This is a genomic window from Rhizobacter sp. (genome assembly GCF_046595475.1).
Lineage (GTDB): Bacteria > Pseudomonadota > Gammaproteobacteria > Burkholderiales > Burkholderiaceae_C > Rhizobacter.
The window spans coordinates 21,431-36,944 of record NZ_JBKJOQ010000018.1 but is presented as its reverse complement, the minus strand read 5'-3'; the positions used below and the strand labels follow the sequence as shown (position 1 = coordinate 36,944).

The window sequence follows — 15,514 nt, the reverse complement described above, 5'->3', positions numbered from 1 at the left end:
GGCCATGTCCAGCAGCACCCCCACGCTCGCCGCGTACAACCGCAAGCGTGACTTCAAGCAGTCGCCCGAGCCCGCGGGCGAACTCGCCACCTCGGGTGAGGAGCTCAGCTTCGTGGTGCAAAAGCACGCAGCGCGGCGCTTGCACTATGACTTTCGCCTGGAGCTAGACGGCACGCTCAAGAGCTGGGCCGTGCCCAAGGGCCCAAGCCTGGACCCGGCTGACAAGCGTATGGCGGTCGAGGTGGAAGACCACCCGCTTTCCTATGGCGGCTTCGAAGGCGTGATTCCCGAAGGCCACTACGGCGCAGGCTCGGTGATCGTGTGGGACCGCGGCACCTGGTCGCCCCTCGGCGATGCTCGCAAGGGCTACCGCGAAGGCAAGCTCAAGTTCGAGCTGCACGGTGACAAGCTGCGCGGCGGCTACACCCTCGTGCGCATGCGCAAGCGCGACGACGAGCGCCAGACCGCGTGGCTGTTGATCAAGGAGCACGACGACGAGGCCAAGCCGTCGGCTGAGTACGACGTGGTCGAGGCCTTGCCCGACAGCGTGTTGGGCAAGAAGGCGCCGAAGAAGGTGGTGGCCAAGAAGGCAATAGGAAAGAAAACATCGAGCCATGCCAAGTCGGCCCTGCCGCTGACGCTGGCGCCGCAGCTTGCCACCTTGGCGAGCGAAGTGCCGCCCGGTGACGATTGGTTGTACGAGATCAAGTTCGACGGCTATCGCCTGCTCGCCCGCATCGATGGTGATGACGTGCGCTGCCTCACACGCAATGGCCACGACTGGTCGCACCGCATGCCCGCGCTGGTGAAGGCGATCAAGGGGCTGAACATCGGCTGGGGCTGGCTCGATGGCGAGATCGTCGTGGCGGGCGCGAACGGCGCCCCCGACTTTCAAGCGCTGCAAAGCGCCTTCGACTCGCAGCGCACCCAAGACATCCAGTACTGCGTATTCGACCTGCCCTTTCACGACGGGCGAGACCTGCGCAACACGCCGCTGCGTGAGCGGCGCGATCGCCTCGCGGGCTTGATCGGCCAGCACAAGGGCGCCGCCGTGCAGTTCAGTGCCGCCTTCGACGAAGACCCGAAGAAGCTGCTTGCCTCGGCGCAGCATGCCGGGCTCGAAGGCCTGATCGGCAAGCGTGGTGGCTCGCGCTACCACGCGCAGCGCTCCACCGATTGGATCAAGCTCAAGGTCGCGGCGCGGCAAGAGTTTGTGATTGGCGGCTTTACCGAACCGAAAGGCTCGCGCAGTGGCCTCGGCGCGCTGCTGCTGGGCGTGCACGATGACAAGGGCGCGCTGCGCTATGCCGGCAATGTGGGCACGGGGTTCGACGACAAGACGCTGGTCAAGCTGCGCGCTCAGCTCGACGAGATCGAGGTTGGCACCAGCGCCTTCGCCGATGCACCGGCGCGCGTGGGCACGGTCAAGCTCGTCAAGCCGCATTGGGTACAACCCAAGCTGATCGCCGAGGTGTCGTTTGCGCAATGGACCCGCGACGGCCATGTGCGCCAGGCGGTGTTCCACGGTTTGCGCAGCGACAAGCCGCCGCAACACATTGCCAAGGAAGTGGCCCAAAAAGTGACCCGGAAAGTGACCCGGAAAGTGACTGCTGAACAACCTTCGGCGAAGTTGCCGGCGAGTTTTCGCGTTACCCACCCCGAGCGTGTGATCGACACCCAAAGCGGCGTGACCAAGGGGCAGCTGGTGGAGTTCTATGCCGCAGTGGCTTCGCTGATGCTGCCTCACCTGAAGCAGCGGCCTGTGTCGCTGATGCGCGCACCGCAAGGCGTGGCGGGCGAGCAGTTCTTCCAGAAGCATGCCGAGGGCCGGGCGATGGCGAACGTCGACACCCTGGACCGCGGGCTCTACCCCTCGCATGCGCCTTTGCTGGCAATCTCGAATGCGCTGGGGCTGGTGTCGGCGGCGCAAATGAATGTGCTGGAGTTCCACACCTGGAACGCCACCACGCGCGCCATGGACAAGCCCGACCGCATGGTGTTTGACCTTGACCCCGGCGAAGGGGTGGTGTGGGCGCAGGTGGTGGAGGGCACGCAGCTCGTGCATGCCTTCCTCAACGAGCTGGGGCTGAAGAGCTTTCTCAAAACCAGCGGCGGCAAGGGCCTGCATGTGGTGGTGCCGCTCACGCCAAAGCTCGAATGGGACGCGGTGAAGGATTTCTCACAGGCCATCGTGGCCCACATGGCCGAGGTGATCCCGCAGCGCTTTGTGGCCAAGAGCGGGCCGAAGAACCGCGTGGGCCGCATCTTCATCGACTACCTGCGCAATGGTCTGGGCGCGACCACGGTTTGCGCTTGGTCGGCGCGTGCGCGGCCGGGCATGGGCGTCTCGGTGCCACTTGCGTGGGATGAGCTGGCTGGGCTGAAGAGTGCAGCGCAATGGACGGTAGCCAACGTGTCTGAGCGCCTGCCCACCGGCAACTCACCGTGGGACGGCTACACCGCCGCGCGCCAGAGCTTGGGCAAGCCGATGAAGGCCTTGGGCTTCGACCCGAAGAAGGGGGCGTGATGAGCGCTTCTCAGGCAGGCCTCTTGTACGTGAGCGACGCCATGCCAGGCATAAAGCGGCTGCGCCACGGCGACGGCTTTCGCTACCGCCGCCCCGATGGCCAGGCCTTGCGCGATGCCAACGAGCTGCAGCGCATACGCCACCTCGCTATTCCACCGGCCTATGAAGAGGTGTGGATCTGCCCGTTGCCCGAGGGCCATCTGCAGGCCACTGGCCGCGATGCGCGCGGCCGCAAGCAGTACCGCTACCACCCGGGTTGGCGAGAGGCACGCGACGCTGACAAGTTCGAGCGCATGCGCGAGTTCGGCGCCGCGCTGCCGCGCATACGCGCCAAAGTAAAGCGCGACCTGGTCGCGACGGTGGGCAGCCGCCCATCTGTGCTGGCGGCGCTGGTGCGCTTGCTCGACACCACCCTCATGCGCATCGGCAACGACGAGTACGCGCGCACCAACGGCTCCTTCGGCCTCACCACGCTGCGCAACCGCCATGCCGCAGTGAAGGGCAGCGTGCTGCGGCTCAAGTTTCGCGGCAAGAGCGGCGTATGGCACGAGGTGGCGCTCGACGACCCGCATGTCGCCCGCATCGTGCGCGCTTGTCAGGCCATGCCGGGGCAGGAGCTCTTTCAGTACGAAAGCGAGTCGGGGCAGGGTTGCTGCGTGGGTTCGGCCGACGTGAACGACTACCTGCGCGAGTTGAGCGGGGCCGATTTCACCGCCAAAGACTTTCGCACCTGGCATGCGAGCGTATTGGCCTTGCAGCTCTTGTGCACCGTGCCCGCCGATGGGCCGGTGAGCCGGCGTGCCGTCAACGAGGTGCTGCGCCAGGTGGCGGGCAGGCTGGGCAACACCCTGGCGGTCTGCCGAAAGTCTTACGTGCACCCAGACCTGATGGCGAGGGCGGCCGAGGGAGGCCTGGCCGGCTGGGCGGGCAAGGACAGCAAGCGCCGGCGCGGTCTCACGATGGCCGAATGCCGGCTGCTGGCCTTCTTGCCGCCACATTGAGCAAAAAAAGCTGGGGCGAAAAAAAAGCGGGCCGCTGGGGCCCGCCTGGATACCGCTGCAGACACGCCGGTCAGTTCAGACCGTGGCAGTCGTAGGCGTTGATTTTTGAGCGCCTGCCGCCTCTGCTTCCTTGCAGGAGGGAGCGCACACATGCTGCGCTTTGCCCAGCAGGCGCCGGGTCTTCAAGGTGTTGCGGGGGCGGTGCTTGCCGCACAAGAAGCACGACATGGTGCCGGCCTGGAAGTCACCAGCGCTGGCGAAGGGAGAGCCACCTTCCTTGACCTTGTAGCGAAGGCCGTCGGCCTGAATCTTCGTTTTGACGACGTCTTTTGCCAAAGTACTTTCCTCGAAATGGATGGAATTCCCGACTGAAGAAGGGTATTCCGGTGCCGCAAAACGCTCATAGTGACACGAAGCGGGCTTTAAGTCTTGCAAAGAGTGCATTGACCAAGCTGGTTGCACGGTATGCACGCACCCGCTGGCCCTGTGTGGGGAGCCAGAGTTGGCGATAACCCTTGGTTTCATTCCCAAGCGCAGGCGCACAAGCGGCATGATTCCCCGCTTTTCACTGGAATGACGGCGATGGCACTCTAGACTTTCGCCTCCTTGCCAGGAGCCGCCCATGTCGCCCAGCCCCATCATCTCCATCAACCCGCTCGGGTTCCCCTGGGACACCATCGACCCGTTTCTGTTCTGCGTCTACCACGACGACGCGTATCCAAAGGCCAACGCTCAGTTCGGCCCGGCGGCTTCGCTGGCCGGGCGCGATCTGGGGCAAGACTTTGCTGGCATCGATGGCTGGCGCATGTACCACGGGCTCACCGTGCCCGGCTTCCCGGCGCACCCGCACCGCGGCTTCGAGACGGTGACCATCGTTCGCAAGGGGCTGATCGACCACTCCGACTCGTTGGGCGCCACGGCCCGCTTCGGCGGTGGTGACGTGCAGTGGCTCACCGCCGGCCGCGGCATCGTGCACGCCGAGATGTTCCCGCTGCTTGACCTGGCCCAACCCAACCCGCTGGAGCTGTTCCAGATCTGGCTCAACCTGCCGGCGGCCAACAAGATGGCGGCACCGCACTTCACCATGTTCTGGTCGGAAGACATTCCGCATCTGGTGGCAGAAAGCGGCGAAGGGGGCGAAGGGCACATCGAGGTCGTCAGCATTGCCGGGCGCTTGGGCTCGAGTGACGCGCTGGCCCCACCGCCCGATTCCTGGGCCTCACGCGAAGAGGCCGACCTGGCCATCTGGACAATCAAGATGTCGCCCGGCGCGCGCTGGGTGCTGCCGGCGGCCAGCGGCACGGGCACGCGCCGCAAGCTCTATTTCTTCAAAGGTGCGAGCGTGCGCCTGGCGGGCCAGCATGTTGACGTGGCCTGCGCCATCGAGCTGCAGGCCGGGCAAGCGGTGGAGATCGTCAACGGCGAAGAGACTGCCGAGTTCCTGATGCTGCAGGGCCGCCCGCTAGGCGAGCCGGTGGCACAGTACGGCCCCTTCGTGATGAACACGCGTGCCGAGATTCAGCAGGCCTTTGCCGATTACCAGCGCACCCAGTTCGGCGGCTGGCCCTGGCCCGACAACGCACCTGTGCACGGGCGCGAGCCCGAGCGCTTTGCGCAGCATGCCGATGGCCACCGAGATTTGCGGCACACGGCCGGGCCGCCCTAAGGCTTGATCTGCCCTTCGATGCGCGCACACAGGCGGCGCAGCCTTGGCAAGACGGCCCATTGACCGGCAAGTTTGCCCACCCTGGCGCCCACCAGCACGCTCAGCAGGCCTTGGGCGGCCCAGGCGCTGAGGGCGGTAGCCGACTCGCGGCCTGCAGGGCTCAGCGGCACGATCAGCGTCAGGCCGAGCAGCACGCAGGCACCCACGGCGGCTTCGGTCCAGCCTTGGGCGCTCAACAGGCGGTTGATCTGCCGCTCGTGCTCGCGCTGCTCGGCTTCGGGCTGGTCGGGCATGCGCATGGCAATGCGGATGCGGGGCAGGCTGTGGCGCTCGGCGATGCCGCGGCGAAAAGTTTGCAGGTCGGCCAGTGACTCCAGCGCCACCGTGCGCGGGGGAGGAGCCAATCGACGGGAGGACGCCAAGCGCGGCCCCGTCAGGCTTCGCTCGGCGGGCAGAGGATGCCGAGAAAGATCGGTCGCACGTAGATTTCGGCCACGTTGTCGGGCGTGGCACCCGGCACCCAGTGGCCCAGGCTGACGGCCGAGTTGACCAGGCCGCTCGCCACTTGCGCGGCGATCACCGGGTGCAACGGGCGGATCGAGCCGTCCATCATGCCGTCGACCACCATGCCGCCCAGGCGTTCGGTGAGTCGGCTCATGCTGCGGCGCACCTCGGCGCGGCGGTTGGCGTCTGACAGTGCACTGGTGGCGCCCAGGCGCAGCAGCGGGCCTTCGGGCGACAACTGAAAGCGTGCCAGCGAGCGCGAGATGGCGCAAACTCGGTCCAGGCCTGTGCCCTCGATGCCATCGGCCAGGCTGAGCACGCGGCGGATCACGGCGAAGGTGCGCTCGAAGCAGGCTTCGATCAGGTCTTCTTTGTTGTCGTTGTGGTGATAAAACGAGCCCTTGGTCACGTTGAGCTGGGCCGAGATCATGTCGACCGAGGCCCCGCGGTAGCCCTGCTCGTTGACGAGCATCGAGGCCGCACGCAGAAAAGCTTCGGAGGTGGCGTCGTCATCGCCTAAGAGCCGCCAGCCCAGCTCGGCTTGCGATGGTGCCGACCATTGCGACCCGGGTGCGGCGGTGCCGCGTAGCACGATGTCGCTCACGCGCTCGCCAATGTGCACGTATTCGTCGATCTCGTAGCGGTCGATCCAGCCGCGTATCAAGTGCGCGACCGACAGCACGGTGTAGGTGCGTGCGGCCACATCGGCGCGGCCGAGCTGCGCGGTCTCGGGCGTGCGCAGCAACTCGCGCAGGCGACGAAACATCTCGTTGTAGGCGTCGGACACGACCTCGAAATGCGGGCTGGGCAGGGCGCGCATGTCGTTGAACTGCATCAGCGGCGCGCGCGTGCCGCGGGCGGTGTCGGCCAGCAAGACCGAATGCAAGCGGAAGAATTCGTTGACGCGCGCCTCGACGCCGGTTTTTTGCGAGGCGCTTTCGATGAGGCCGCGAAAAACTTCGATGGCGCGCAGGAAGCAGGCGCTCGCCAGGTCTTCTTTCTTGCGGTAATAGTAGGTGACGCTGTTGGTGACCAGCCCCACGCTGGCGGCGATGTCGGCCAGGGTCGCACCCTTCACGCCGTGCTGGTTGAACAGCTTTGCGGCGGCGCTCAAGATGGCTTCGCGCTTCTCCTGGAAGCGCTGGGTCTGAGCGGGGAGTGTCGCGGACATGGAAGACGGAGCGGCGGGATTGCGGGAGGCCATGTGAGAAGGCGCTGGATTATGCCGCCGAGCCGCCTTGCCGCCCTGTGCACGCGCTACACCGGCTACGCAATGGCGGCCCGCGTGGACACCGGCATGCTCATCGGCTGGGCCTGCGTGTGCAGGTGGCAAGCCACTGCGCGGTCGGTCCCCATGTCGGTAAGCACCGGGTCTTGCGTCTTGCAGATGTCCATCGCGGCCGGGCAGCGCGGGTGGAAGCGGCAACCTGAGGGCGGGCGCAGCGCGCTGGGCACCTCGCCCGTGACGACCACGCGCGGGCGGCTCGCCTCGATCTCGGGGTCGGCCACCGGCACCGCCGACATCAGTGCCTGCGTGTAGGGGTGCAGCGGGCGCTGGTAGAGGTCGTCGCGCGAAGCGATCTCGACGATGCGGCCGAGGTACATCACCGCGATGCGGTGGCTGATGTGGCGCACCACTGCCAGGTCGTGCGCGATGAAGAGGTATGAAAGACCCAGGCGCTGCTGCAACTCGACCAACACGTTGACCACCTGCGCCTGGATGGACACGTCGAGCGCCGACACCGGTTCGTCGCAGATGATGAGGCTGGGCTCCAGCGCGAGCGCCCGCGCGATGGCGATGCGCTGGCGTTGCCCGCCCGAAAACTCGTGCGGGTAGCGGTCGGCCATGTCGGGCAGCAGGCCCACGGTCTTGAGCAGTCCGGCGATGCGATCGGCGCGGTCGGCGGCGTTGGTGGCCACCTTGTAAACGTCGAGCGGCTCGCCGACGATGTCGCGCACTGTCATTCGCGGGTTGAGCGAGCCGTACGGGTCTTGGTAGACCATCTGCATGCGGCGGCGGAACTTGCCGGTGCGTTTGTCTTGCGCCGTGATCTCGCTGCCTTCGAAGTGAATGCGGCCCTGCGTGATGTCGAGCATGCGCAGGATGGCCAGGCCGGTGGTCGACTTGCCGCAGCCCGACTCTCCTACCAGGCCCAGCGTTTCGCCGCGCCTGAGGGCGAACGAGATGCCGTCGACCGCTTTCACGGCGCCCACCTGCTTGCGCATGATCGCGCCCGAGAAAACGGGGAAGTGAACCTTCAGGTCGTCGACGCGGAGCAGGGTTTCGCCCAAGGCGGGTGACGAGGTTTGCGCAGGGGTGGGGTTATGCAATGTCATCGCGCAGGCAAGCCATGTAGTGGTTGGTGCCGACCAGGCGCAGCACCGGTCGTTGTTCGGTGCACGACGCGATCGCGTGGCGGCAGCGCGGTGCAAACGCACAGCCGGGGGGCAGGCGTGCCAGATCGGGTGGCGAGCCTTCGATGGGCACCAGGCGCTGCGTTGCGTCGCCATCGAGCCGCGGCACCGAGGCCAGCAGGCCGCGTGTGTAGGGGTGGCTCGGGCGCGCGTACAGGTCGCGCGCTGCGGCCTGCTCGACGATGCGCCCGCCGTACATCACCGCCACGCGGTCGGCGTAGCGTGCCACCACACCCAGATCGTGAGTGATCAGGATGAGTGCGGCCTGTGTCTCGCGCGTCAGCTCTTTCAGCAGGTCGAGGATCTGCGCCTGCACCGTCACGTCGAGTGCGGTGGTGGGCTCGTCGGCAATGATGAGCTTGGGCTTGCAGGCCAGGGCCATGGCGATCATGGCGCGCTGGCGCTGGCCGCCGGAGTACTGGTGCGGGTAGGCGCCAGCTCGTGCAGCTGCGTCTGGAATGCGCACCTTGCCGAGCAGGCCGCGCGCGGCTTCGAGCGCCTCGCCCCAGGGCGTCTTGCGGTGCAGGTTCATCGGCTCGGCGATCTGCTTGCCCACCGTGATGGTCGGGTTGAGCGAGGTCATGGGCTCCTGAAAGATCATCGCGATGCGGTCACCGCGCACCGCGCGGATCTCTTCATCGCTGATCTTCACGAGGTCTTTGCCCTCGAACAAGATTTCACCGCTCTCGATGCGGCCCGGCGGGTTGGGAATGAGTCGCAGGATCGACAGCGCGGTGACGCTCTTGCCCGAACCCGACTCGCCCACGATGGCCAGTGTCTCGCCGGGCGCCACGTCGAACGACACGTTGTCGACCGCCGTGACTTCGCCGCGCTCAGTGCGAAAGCGCGTGGTGAGTCCGCGTACTTGAAGCAGGGGTTCGCGCAAGGTGAATTACCTTCGGTCTGTTGTGTAGCGTTGAACGGAGAGGGCGGGTCGAGCGCCGGGCCGCTCCCAAGCCGGCCCGCATCCCCTGGGGGGATCGGCCGGTGTACTCACCGGCCTAGGGGCAGACATCCCTATTTGCCCATCTTTTTCTTCATCTCTTGATCGATCCAGATGCGCGCGTAGATGGGCCACGGCCGCACGGCCCCGGCGCGCAGCTCGCCGTCGTAGTTCTTGACCCACGGCCACCATGCCACGTGGTTGTAGGGCGTGGGCAGCCACACGTAAGGCGCTTTCTCCAGGATCTCGCGCGTGAGCACCTTGATCATGATCTGGCGCTTGCCTTCGTCGCGTTCTGCCAGCACATCGGCCATGCGCTTCTCGTAGGCAGGGTCGTCCCACTGCGACGGGTTCCAGACCTGGCCCTTGACGAAGTTCTTGCGAATGGAGGTGGTCGGGTTGGTGTGGCCGTTGTCCATCAGGTAGCCCGGCGCGTTGGTGCGCGTGGTCATGGCCGACAGGAAGGCCGGGTACTCCATGGGCTGGATTTCGAGCTTCACGCCGATCTTGTCGTAGTAGGCCGCGAGCATCTGGACCAGGTCGCCGTGCGTGCCGTTGACCGCCACGTATTGCACCTTGAAGCTGAAGCCATTGGGGTAGCCGGCCTCGGCCAGCAGTTGCTTGGCCTTGGCAGGGTTGTAGGTGTAGAGCTCTTGCACCGCCTGCGGCATGGCCGTGAGCGGCTCGAAGTAGCCCACGTAGTCAGGGTGCATCGGGAAGCCAAACACCTCGGCGTGGCCGCTGTAGATCGACTGGATGATGGCCTGGCGGTCGATCGCCATGTTCATGGCGCGGCGCACGCGCACATCGTCAAATGGCTTGGTGTCGACCCGCATCGCCATGTAGGTGCCGGCCATGGCCAGCGTGCGCGACCACTTGAGTTCGGGCGCCTGCTTCTTCAGGTCGGCCACTTCGCTCGCGCGGATGACTTCGAGAATGTCGAGCTTGCCGCTGCGCAGCAGCGAATAGCGCGTGGCTTCGTCCTTGATGGTGCGGTAGGTGACCTTCTCGACGAAGGGCAGCTTGTATTCCACGCCGCCGAGCTTTTCCTTGTCCCAGTAGTTGGGGTTTTTGGTGTAGGTGTTGGAGTTGCCCGCCTGGAAGTCGGTCAGCAGGTAAGGGCCGGTACCGTTGACGTTCTTCCAGTTGTTGGCGCCGGCGTCGACCACTTCTTTCGGCACGATGGCCGAGTAATAGCCCCAGCCGAAGCGGTAGTCCCACTCGGCGTTGTATTCCTTGAAGTGGAAGACAACGGTGTGCGGGTCGGTGGCCTCGACGCTGCCGATGTGGTCAAGGTAGTGCGGCACCTTCTTCGGGCTCTTCTGCTGGCGCTCGACGTCGTAGACCACGTCGCTGGCCACGAACTCGCGCGACTTCATGACGCCCGGCTTGTCTGGGTACATCATGCCCTTGCGCAGCTTGACTTCCAGTGTGAGCGGGTCTTTCCAGGCCCAGGTTTGAGCCAGCTCGCCGCGGATGGCGTCGGTGGGCAACCAGGCATCGGCCACAAACCTGTACTTGCCGCCGTTCTTGACCGACTTGCTCAGGTCGGCCGCCCACAGCTGCTCGTACTGGCCGCCAGCGTCGTGGTTGATTTTCCAGTTGTAGTCGCCGGGGTCCCACGACAAGGCCGAGATGCCCACGTACACCGTGCCCAGTCTCAGCTCGCCGCCGTACTGCGGCTTGCCGGCCTGAGCGGCGACCAAGGCGGGCACTGCGACAAGGGCGCAGGCCACGGCGCAGGCGCGCAAACGGATGCTCAGATTCTTCATGGGCTGTCTCCTTGGGGTTGCGTGATGGGTGTTGCGTGATGGGGTGTGGATCAACGTGAGCCGCGCATGCGGGGGTCGAGCAGATCGCGAAGGGCGTCGCCGAAAACATTGGTCGCGTAGACCATGACGGTCAGGCACAGGCCGGGCGCGAGCGCCAGCCACGGGCCCTGGAACATGTAGGTGCGCCCGCTGCCCGAGAGCATGCCGCCCCAGGTGGGCGCAGGCGGCGGCACACCCAGGCCCAGGAAGGCCAGGCCAGACTCGGCCAGGATGACGGTGCCCACGCGGGTGGTGAAGATCACGATCACCACCGGCATCACGTTGGGCAGAATGTGCTTCCACAAGATGCGCAGCGACGAGGCACCCAGCGATTGCGCCGCGTGCACGTACATGTTTTCGCGCACCGCCACCACCGCGCTGCGCACGATGCGCGAGCCGTCGATGCCCAACAGCACACCCAGCGTGATGATGGTCTGCGTCATGCCGGGGCCGAACACCGACACCACGACGATCAGGATGATGAGCCCGGGGAAGCTCATCCAGGCGTCGACGAAGCGCTGCATCACCATGTCGAAGCGACCGCCCCAGTAGCCGCTGGTGACACCGATGATGATCGAGATGACGGTCGACAAAAGTGCGGCCGAGCAGCCGATGATCACCGACAGGCGTGCGCCGTAGAGGCAGCGCGAGAGCACGTCGCGGCCGAGGTTGTCGGTGCCGAACCAGTGCTCCCACGAGGGCGCTTTCAGGCGCGAGAGCATGTCGATCTCGTTGTAGCCGAAGGGCGCAATCAGGCTGGCGAAGATGCCGCAAAACAGCATGAACAAGAGCACCACGCCCCCGGCAGCGCCCAGGCGCTTGGTGCGAAACAATCGGGCGAAAAGGGTTCGCGAAGGTGCGCTCGGCGGGGCAGTCACTGCCACGGCCAGGTTGTCTATCACGGCAGCCATCAGCGAACCCTCACCTTGGGATCGAGCAAGCCGTAGCTCAGGTCGACGATCAGGTTGATCACCATCACGGCCACGCCCACCACCAGGAACACGCCGGTGATGATGGGGTAGTCGCGCTGGTTCACGGCATCGAGCAGCAGCAAGCCCATGCCCGGGATGACGAAGATCTGCTCAATGATCACGGCGCCGCCGATCAAGAGCGGCGCTTGCAGGCCGATCAGCGTGACCACCGGGATCAGCGCATTGCGCAGCGCGTGGCGCACGACCACCAACGGCTCCGAGAGGCCCTTGGCCCACGCGGTGCGGATGTAGTCTTGGCGCAGCACCTCAAGCATCATGGTGCGCGTGAGCCGCATGGTGATGGCCGACAGCGCGGCGCCCAGGATGATCGCCGGAATGATCATCTGCTTGAGGTTTTGCAATGGGTTGTCGAAGAAGCCCACGAACTCGACCTCAGGTGACCAGCCCCACCAGATTGAGGGAAACACCATCACCATGGTGCCGATCCAGAAGCTCGGCACGGCCAGCAGCAAGATGGAAAAGGAGCGGCTGAAGTAGTCGCCTGCGGTGTCTTGCCGCACTGCCGAGTACACGCCGATGGGGATGGCGATGACCAGGCCCACGATCATCGCCAGCAGGCCCAGCTCGAAGGTGACGGGCATGCGCGCCAACAAGAATTCGGTGACCGGTGAGCCTTGCCAGAGTGACTTGCCGAGGTCGCCGTGCAGCACGATGTTGGAGACCCAGATGAAGTACTGCTTCCACATCGGCTTGTCGAGGCCGAGTGCGGCGACGACTTGGTCGCGGCTCATCTTGTCGGCCGAAACGTCGTTCTGGCTGAGCATCATGTCGATGATGTCGCCGGGGATCAGCCGCACCGTGATGAACACGATGAGGCTCGCGAAGAAGAGTGTTGGCAGCAGCGACAGCACGCGCCGAATGATGTAGCCGCGCATCAGCCCACGACCCCTGGTGCGGGGGCTGGCGCCGACCATACCCAATCTTCGGCCTGACAAATTTCAGTTTGCATTTGCTCGCCTCGATGCGACCTGCGGAATTGACCGCAGAAACGCGCGAATCATGTACCGAACCAAGGAGAAAGTCTCGCAGGGCAAACACTTAGCCGAGCCTGAACGAGGGCTGAGCACGGGCATACCAATTATTCGAAATCGGGGTAAACACGAGTTTGAGGTGAGGAACTCGCCTGCCCGCGCAGGGTCGGCCCAGGGTCAACCCGGAGGGGTGTTTCCCCGGTGTGCCGTGCGGGTCAGCGCGGCCAGGCCGAAAGCAGGCCTCGCAGCGCGGTGACGAAGGCCAGCGGCTGGTCGACCATCAGGTGATGGCGCGCCGCAGGGATCTCAATTCGCGGCGAACCCGGTGGCGCCAAGCTTGCGATGTAGGCCAGCACCTCGGCGTCGAACAGCAGCGATTGGCTGCCCCACATGATGGACACGGGGCATTGCAATGCAGAGAAGTCGGGCACCGGGTTTTCCATGCGCATGTCGCGCCACTGGTAGGGGTCGAAGCGCCACGTCCAGCCTGTCGTGGCGTCATCGCTTGCTCCGTCTTCGAGGGGTGCGGGCTTGAGTGAGCCGCGCGCGATGTGGTCGGCGATGTAGAGGTTTTTGCAGACCTGGGGCGGCGCAAAGCGAAAGCGCGCGAGCGCAGAAGACAGGTCGGCGTAGACACGGTTGGGGCGCGGGTCGGTCAGGCCGCTCGGGCCGTGGCGCTGGCGCTTCTTGCGCAACTCGGGCGACATGATGGGTGAGTCGACCATCATCAAGCCGCCGAGCTTGTTGCCGCTGCGGGCCGCATAGCGCAGGGCAGGGAAGCCGCCGAACGAGTGCGCCACCACCACGGGCTTGGCCGTGCTCTCGAACAGGCCGGCCGCCGCCGCGACGGCGCCGACCTCTTGAGACAGCAGGTCGATGGAATAGCTCTCGCGCCAGTCGGAGCCACCCATGCCTGACCAAGACATGGCGGCCACACGGAAGTCATCTGCAAAGAAGGGTGCGATGAAACTCCACCAATCGGCGTGCGCACGGTTGCCGTGCAGCAGCAGCAAGCCCGGCTTGCCGATCTCGCCCCAGGTGAGGGTCTCGATCTGTGCGCCCTCTACCGGCGTGAACGAGCGCTCGGGCGTGCTCAGCAGGGCTTTTTCGAACCAGCGAGGAGCTTCGGGTTTGCCCCCTTTGAAGGCCGCCAGCGGTGCCTGAATGTTCAGGTCTTTGGAGGTCAGTTCGGTCACGGCTTGATCTGGGTGAATGGAAACTCAGGTATGCGATGCAGTGAAAAACTTTGTCGCTCACGAGACTTAGAGCACCCCAGTGTTAGGCTATAAAACCCATCGGCCCTGGTGGTAATGAGAAGTCTCTGTTTAGAAAATTCAGTCTGCCAGAGATTCGCGGCTTGTGCCACCGGGCAAGCGCCAGTCGATTCACTAAAGGAGAAGAGCATGAATTTCACGATGTCAGAGCGGCAAATCTACTGGCGCGAGCGTGTGGTCGCGTTCATGAACGAGCACGTGTACCCCGCCGTGCCCACCTATTACGCGCAGATGAAGGGCTTCGGCACCAACCGCTGGCAGGTGGTGCCGGTGGTGGAAGAGCTGAAGGCCATCGCCAAGAAAGAAGGCCTGTGGAACCTCTTTCTGCCCAAAGATTCGCTGCCTGAAGACAGCCCCTACCGCGGTGCCGGCCTCACCAACCTCGAATACGCGGTGTGCGCAGAAGAGATGGGCAAGGTGGGTTTTGCCTCTGAGGTCTTCAACTGCTCGGCGCCAGACACCGGCAACATGGAAGTGCTGGCCCGCTACGCCAATGACGCGCAGAAGAAGCAGTGGATGGAGCCCTTGCTCGACGGCAAGATTCGCTCGGCCTTTTTGATGACCGAGCCCGCCGTGGCTTCGTCAGACGCGACCAACATCTCGATGGAGATCAAGCGCGATGGTGACTTCCTGGTGCTCAACGGCCGCAAGTGGTGGTCGTCGGGTGTGGGCGACCCGCGCTGCAAGATCGCCATCGTGATGGGCAAGAGCAACCCCGACGCACCGTCGCACTCGCAGCAGTCGCAAGTGCTGGTGCCGTTGGACACCCCAGGCGTTGAAGTCATTCGCATGCTGCCGGTGTTCGGCTTCGACGATGCGCCACACGGCCACGCCGAAGTGGTGTTCAAAGACGTGCGCGTGCCGGCTGAAAATCTCCTGCTGGGCGAAGGCCGGGGCTTCGAGATTGCACAAGGGCGCTTGGGCCCGGGTCGCATTCACCACTGCATGCGCACCATCGGCAGCGCCGAAGTGGCGCTCGAAAAGATGATGAAGCGCCTGCAATCGCGCGTGGCCTTCGGCAAACGCATCATCGACCAATCGTTGTGGGAAGAGCGCATTGCCACTGCCCGCATCGACATCGAGATGACGCGCCTGATGTGCCTGAAGGCGGCCGACATGATGGACAAGGCCGGCAACAAGGTCGCGCGTCTTGAGATCGCAATGATCAAGGTGGCGGCCCCGCGCATGGCGCTGAAGATCATCGACGACGCGATCCAGGCGCACGGCGCGGGGGGTGTGTCGGAAGACTTTGGCCTGGCCAAGCAATACGCCAGCATGCGCACCATGCGGTTGGCCGATGGGCCGGATGAGGTGCACAACCGGGCGATTGCGCGTTGGGAAATGGGCAAGTACCGCGCACCTGCTAAGGCCTGAACAGCTTCCAGCAAAACGAAGGCCGGACAGTCAATC

Annotated in this window: 13 protein-coding genes; 5 read left to right on the top strand and 8 right to left on the bottom strand. The window is 65.0% G+C overall.

What is annotated here, in order from left to right:
- Positions 1-4: 4 nt before the first annotated feature.
- From ligD to AC30QB_RS03670, 4 genes are all read left to right on the top strand, one after another.
- Positions 5-2,527, top strand: a complete 2,523-nt coding sequence (gene ligD / locus AC30QB_RS03685; protein WP_489544837.1) for a DNA ligase D — start codon at positions 5-7, stop codon at positions 2,525-2,527.
- On the top strand, positions 2,527-3,528 hold the full coding sequence (locus tag AC30QB_RS03680) for a DNA topoisomerase IB (protein WP_489544836.1): 1,002 nt from the start codon (positions 2,527-2,529) through the stop codon (positions 3,526-3,528). The genes ligD and AC30QB_RS03680 overlap by 1 nt, the downstream gene beginning before the upstream one ends.
- Before the next feature lie 150 nt (positions 3,529-3,678).
- The gene (locus AC30QB_RS03675; RefSeq protein ID WP_489544835.1) at positions 3,679-3,900 is read left to right on the top strand and encodes a hypothetical protein; all 222 of its coding nucleotides are present in this window, start codon (positions 3,679-3,681) and stop codon (positions 3,898-3,900) included.
- Positions 3,901-4,150: 250 nt separating this feature from the next.
- The gene (locus AC30QB_RS03670; RefSeq protein WP_489544834.1) at positions 4,151-5,194 is read left to right on the top strand and encodes a pirin family protein; all 1,044 of its coding nucleotides are present in this window, start codon (positions 4,151-4,153) and stop codon (positions 5,192-5,194) included.
- On the opposite strand, the gene AC30QB_RS03665 is transcribed toward AC30QB_RS03670, so the two are convergent.
- From AC30QB_RS03665 to AC30QB_RS03630, 8 genes are all read right to left on the bottom strand, one after another.
- The gene (locus AC30QB_RS03665) at positions 5,191-5,598 is read right to left on the bottom strand and encodes a hypothetical protein (protein ID WP_489544833.1); all 408 of its coding nucleotides are present in this window, start codon (positions 5,596-5,598) and stop codon (positions 5,191-5,193) included. The two genes, AC30QB_RS03670 and AC30QB_RS03665, sit on opposite strands and share 4 nt — an antisense overlap.
- Positions 5,599-5,627: 29 nt before the next feature.
- Positions 5,628-6,869: a TetR/AcrR family transcriptional regulator gene (locus tag AC30QB_RS03660; RefSeq protein ID WP_489544832.1), complete on the bottom strand. Its 1,242-nt coding sequence runs from the start codon at positions 6,867-6,869 to the stop codon at positions 5,628-5,630.
- 95 nt (positions 6,870-6,964) lie between these two features.
- The gene (locus AC30QB_RS03655) at positions 6,965-8,035 is read right to left on the bottom strand and encodes an ABC transporter ATP-binding protein (RefSeq protein ID WP_489544831.1); all 1,071 of its coding nucleotides are present in this window, start codon (positions 8,033-8,035) and stop codon (positions 6,965-6,967) included.
- Entirely contained in the window at positions 8,022-8,999 is a 978-nt protein-coding gene (locus AC30QB_RS03650) for an ABC transporter ATP-binding protein (RefSeq protein WP_489544830.1), read from the bottom strand. Before AC30QB_RS03650 ends, AC30QB_RS03655 begins: the two co-directional genes overlap by 14 nt.
- A gap of 131 nt (positions 9,000-9,130) precedes the next feature.
- Complete coding sequence (locus tag AC30QB_RS03645) at positions 9,131-10,828, bottom strand: ABC transporter substrate-binding protein (protein WP_489544829.1); 1,698 nt, start codon at positions 10,826-10,828, stop codon at positions 9,131-9,133.
- A gap of 50 nt (positions 10,829-10,878) precedes the next feature.
- Positions 10,879-11,778 carry an ABC transporter permease gene (locus tag AC30QB_RS03640; RefSeq protein WP_489544828.1) on the bottom strand — a complete coding sequence of 300 codons (900 nt, stop codon included), beginning with the start codon at positions 11,776-11,778 and terminating at the stop codon, positions 10,879-10,881.
- Entirely contained in the window at positions 11,778-12,734 is a 957-nt protein-coding gene (locus AC30QB_RS03635; protein WP_489544827.1) for an ABC transporter permease, read from the bottom strand. The genes AC30QB_RS03640 and AC30QB_RS03635 overlap by 1 nt, the downstream gene beginning before the upstream one ends.
- A gap of 311 nt (positions 12,735-13,045) precedes the next feature.
- Complete coding sequence (locus tag AC30QB_RS03630) at positions 13,046-14,026, bottom strand: alpha/beta fold hydrolase (protein ID WP_489544826.1); 981 nt, start codon at positions 14,024-14,026, stop codon at positions 13,046-13,048.
- A 207-nt stretch (positions 14,027-14,233) separates the two neighbouring features.
- Here AC30QB_RS03630 and AC30QB_RS03625 point away from each other — a divergent pair, with 207 nt between their 5' ends.
- Entirely contained in the window at positions 14,234-15,478 is a 1,245-nt protein-coding gene (locus AC30QB_RS03625; RefSeq protein ID WP_489544825.1) for an acyl-CoA dehydrogenase family protein, read from the top strand.
- Positions 15,479-15,514: the final 36 nt, after the last annotated feature.

Bases quoted from the DNA above. Each gene is read 5' to 3' on its own strand.
- ligD (WP_489544837.1), top strand. From the start codon at position 5: ATGTCCAGCAGCACCCCCACGCTCGCCGCGTACAACCGCAAGCGTGAC.
- AC30QB_RS03680 (WP_489544836.1), top strand. From the start codon at position 2,527: ATGAGCGCTTCTCAGGCAGGCCTCTTGTACGTGAGCGACGCCATGCCA.
- AC30QB_RS03675 (WP_489544835.1), top strand. From the start codon at position 3,679: ATGCTGCGCTTTGCCCAGCAGGCGCCGGGTCTTCAAGGTGTTGCGGGG.
- AC30QB_RS03670 (WP_489544834.1), top strand. From the start codon at position 4,151: ATGTCGCCCAGCCCCATCATCTCCATCAACCCGCTCGGGTTCCCCTGG.
- AC30QB_RS03660 (WP_489544832.1), bottom strand. From the start codon at position 6,869: ATGTCCGCGACACTCCCCGCTCAGACCCAGCGCTTCCAGGAGAAGCGC.
- AC30QB_RS03655 (WP_489544831.1), bottom strand. From the start codon at position 8,035: ATGACATTGCATAACCCCACCCCTGCGCAAACCTCGTCACCCGCCTTG.
- AC30QB_RS03645 (WP_489544829.1), bottom strand. From the start codon at position 10,828: ATGAAGAATCTGAGCATCCGTTTGCGCGCCTGCGCCGTGGCCTGCGCC.
- AC30QB_RS03640 (WP_489544828.1), bottom strand. From the start codon at position 11,778: ATGGCTGCCGTGATAGACAACCTGGCCGTGGCAGTGACTGCCCCGCCG.
- AC30QB_RS03635 (WP_489544827.1), bottom strand. From the start codon at position 12,734: ATGCGCGGCTACATCATTCGGCGCGTGCTGTCGCTGCTGCCAACACTC.
- AC30QB_RS03625 (WP_489544825.1), top strand. From the start codon at position 14,234: ATGAATTTCACGATGTCAGAGCGGCAAATCTACTGGCGCGAGCGTGTG.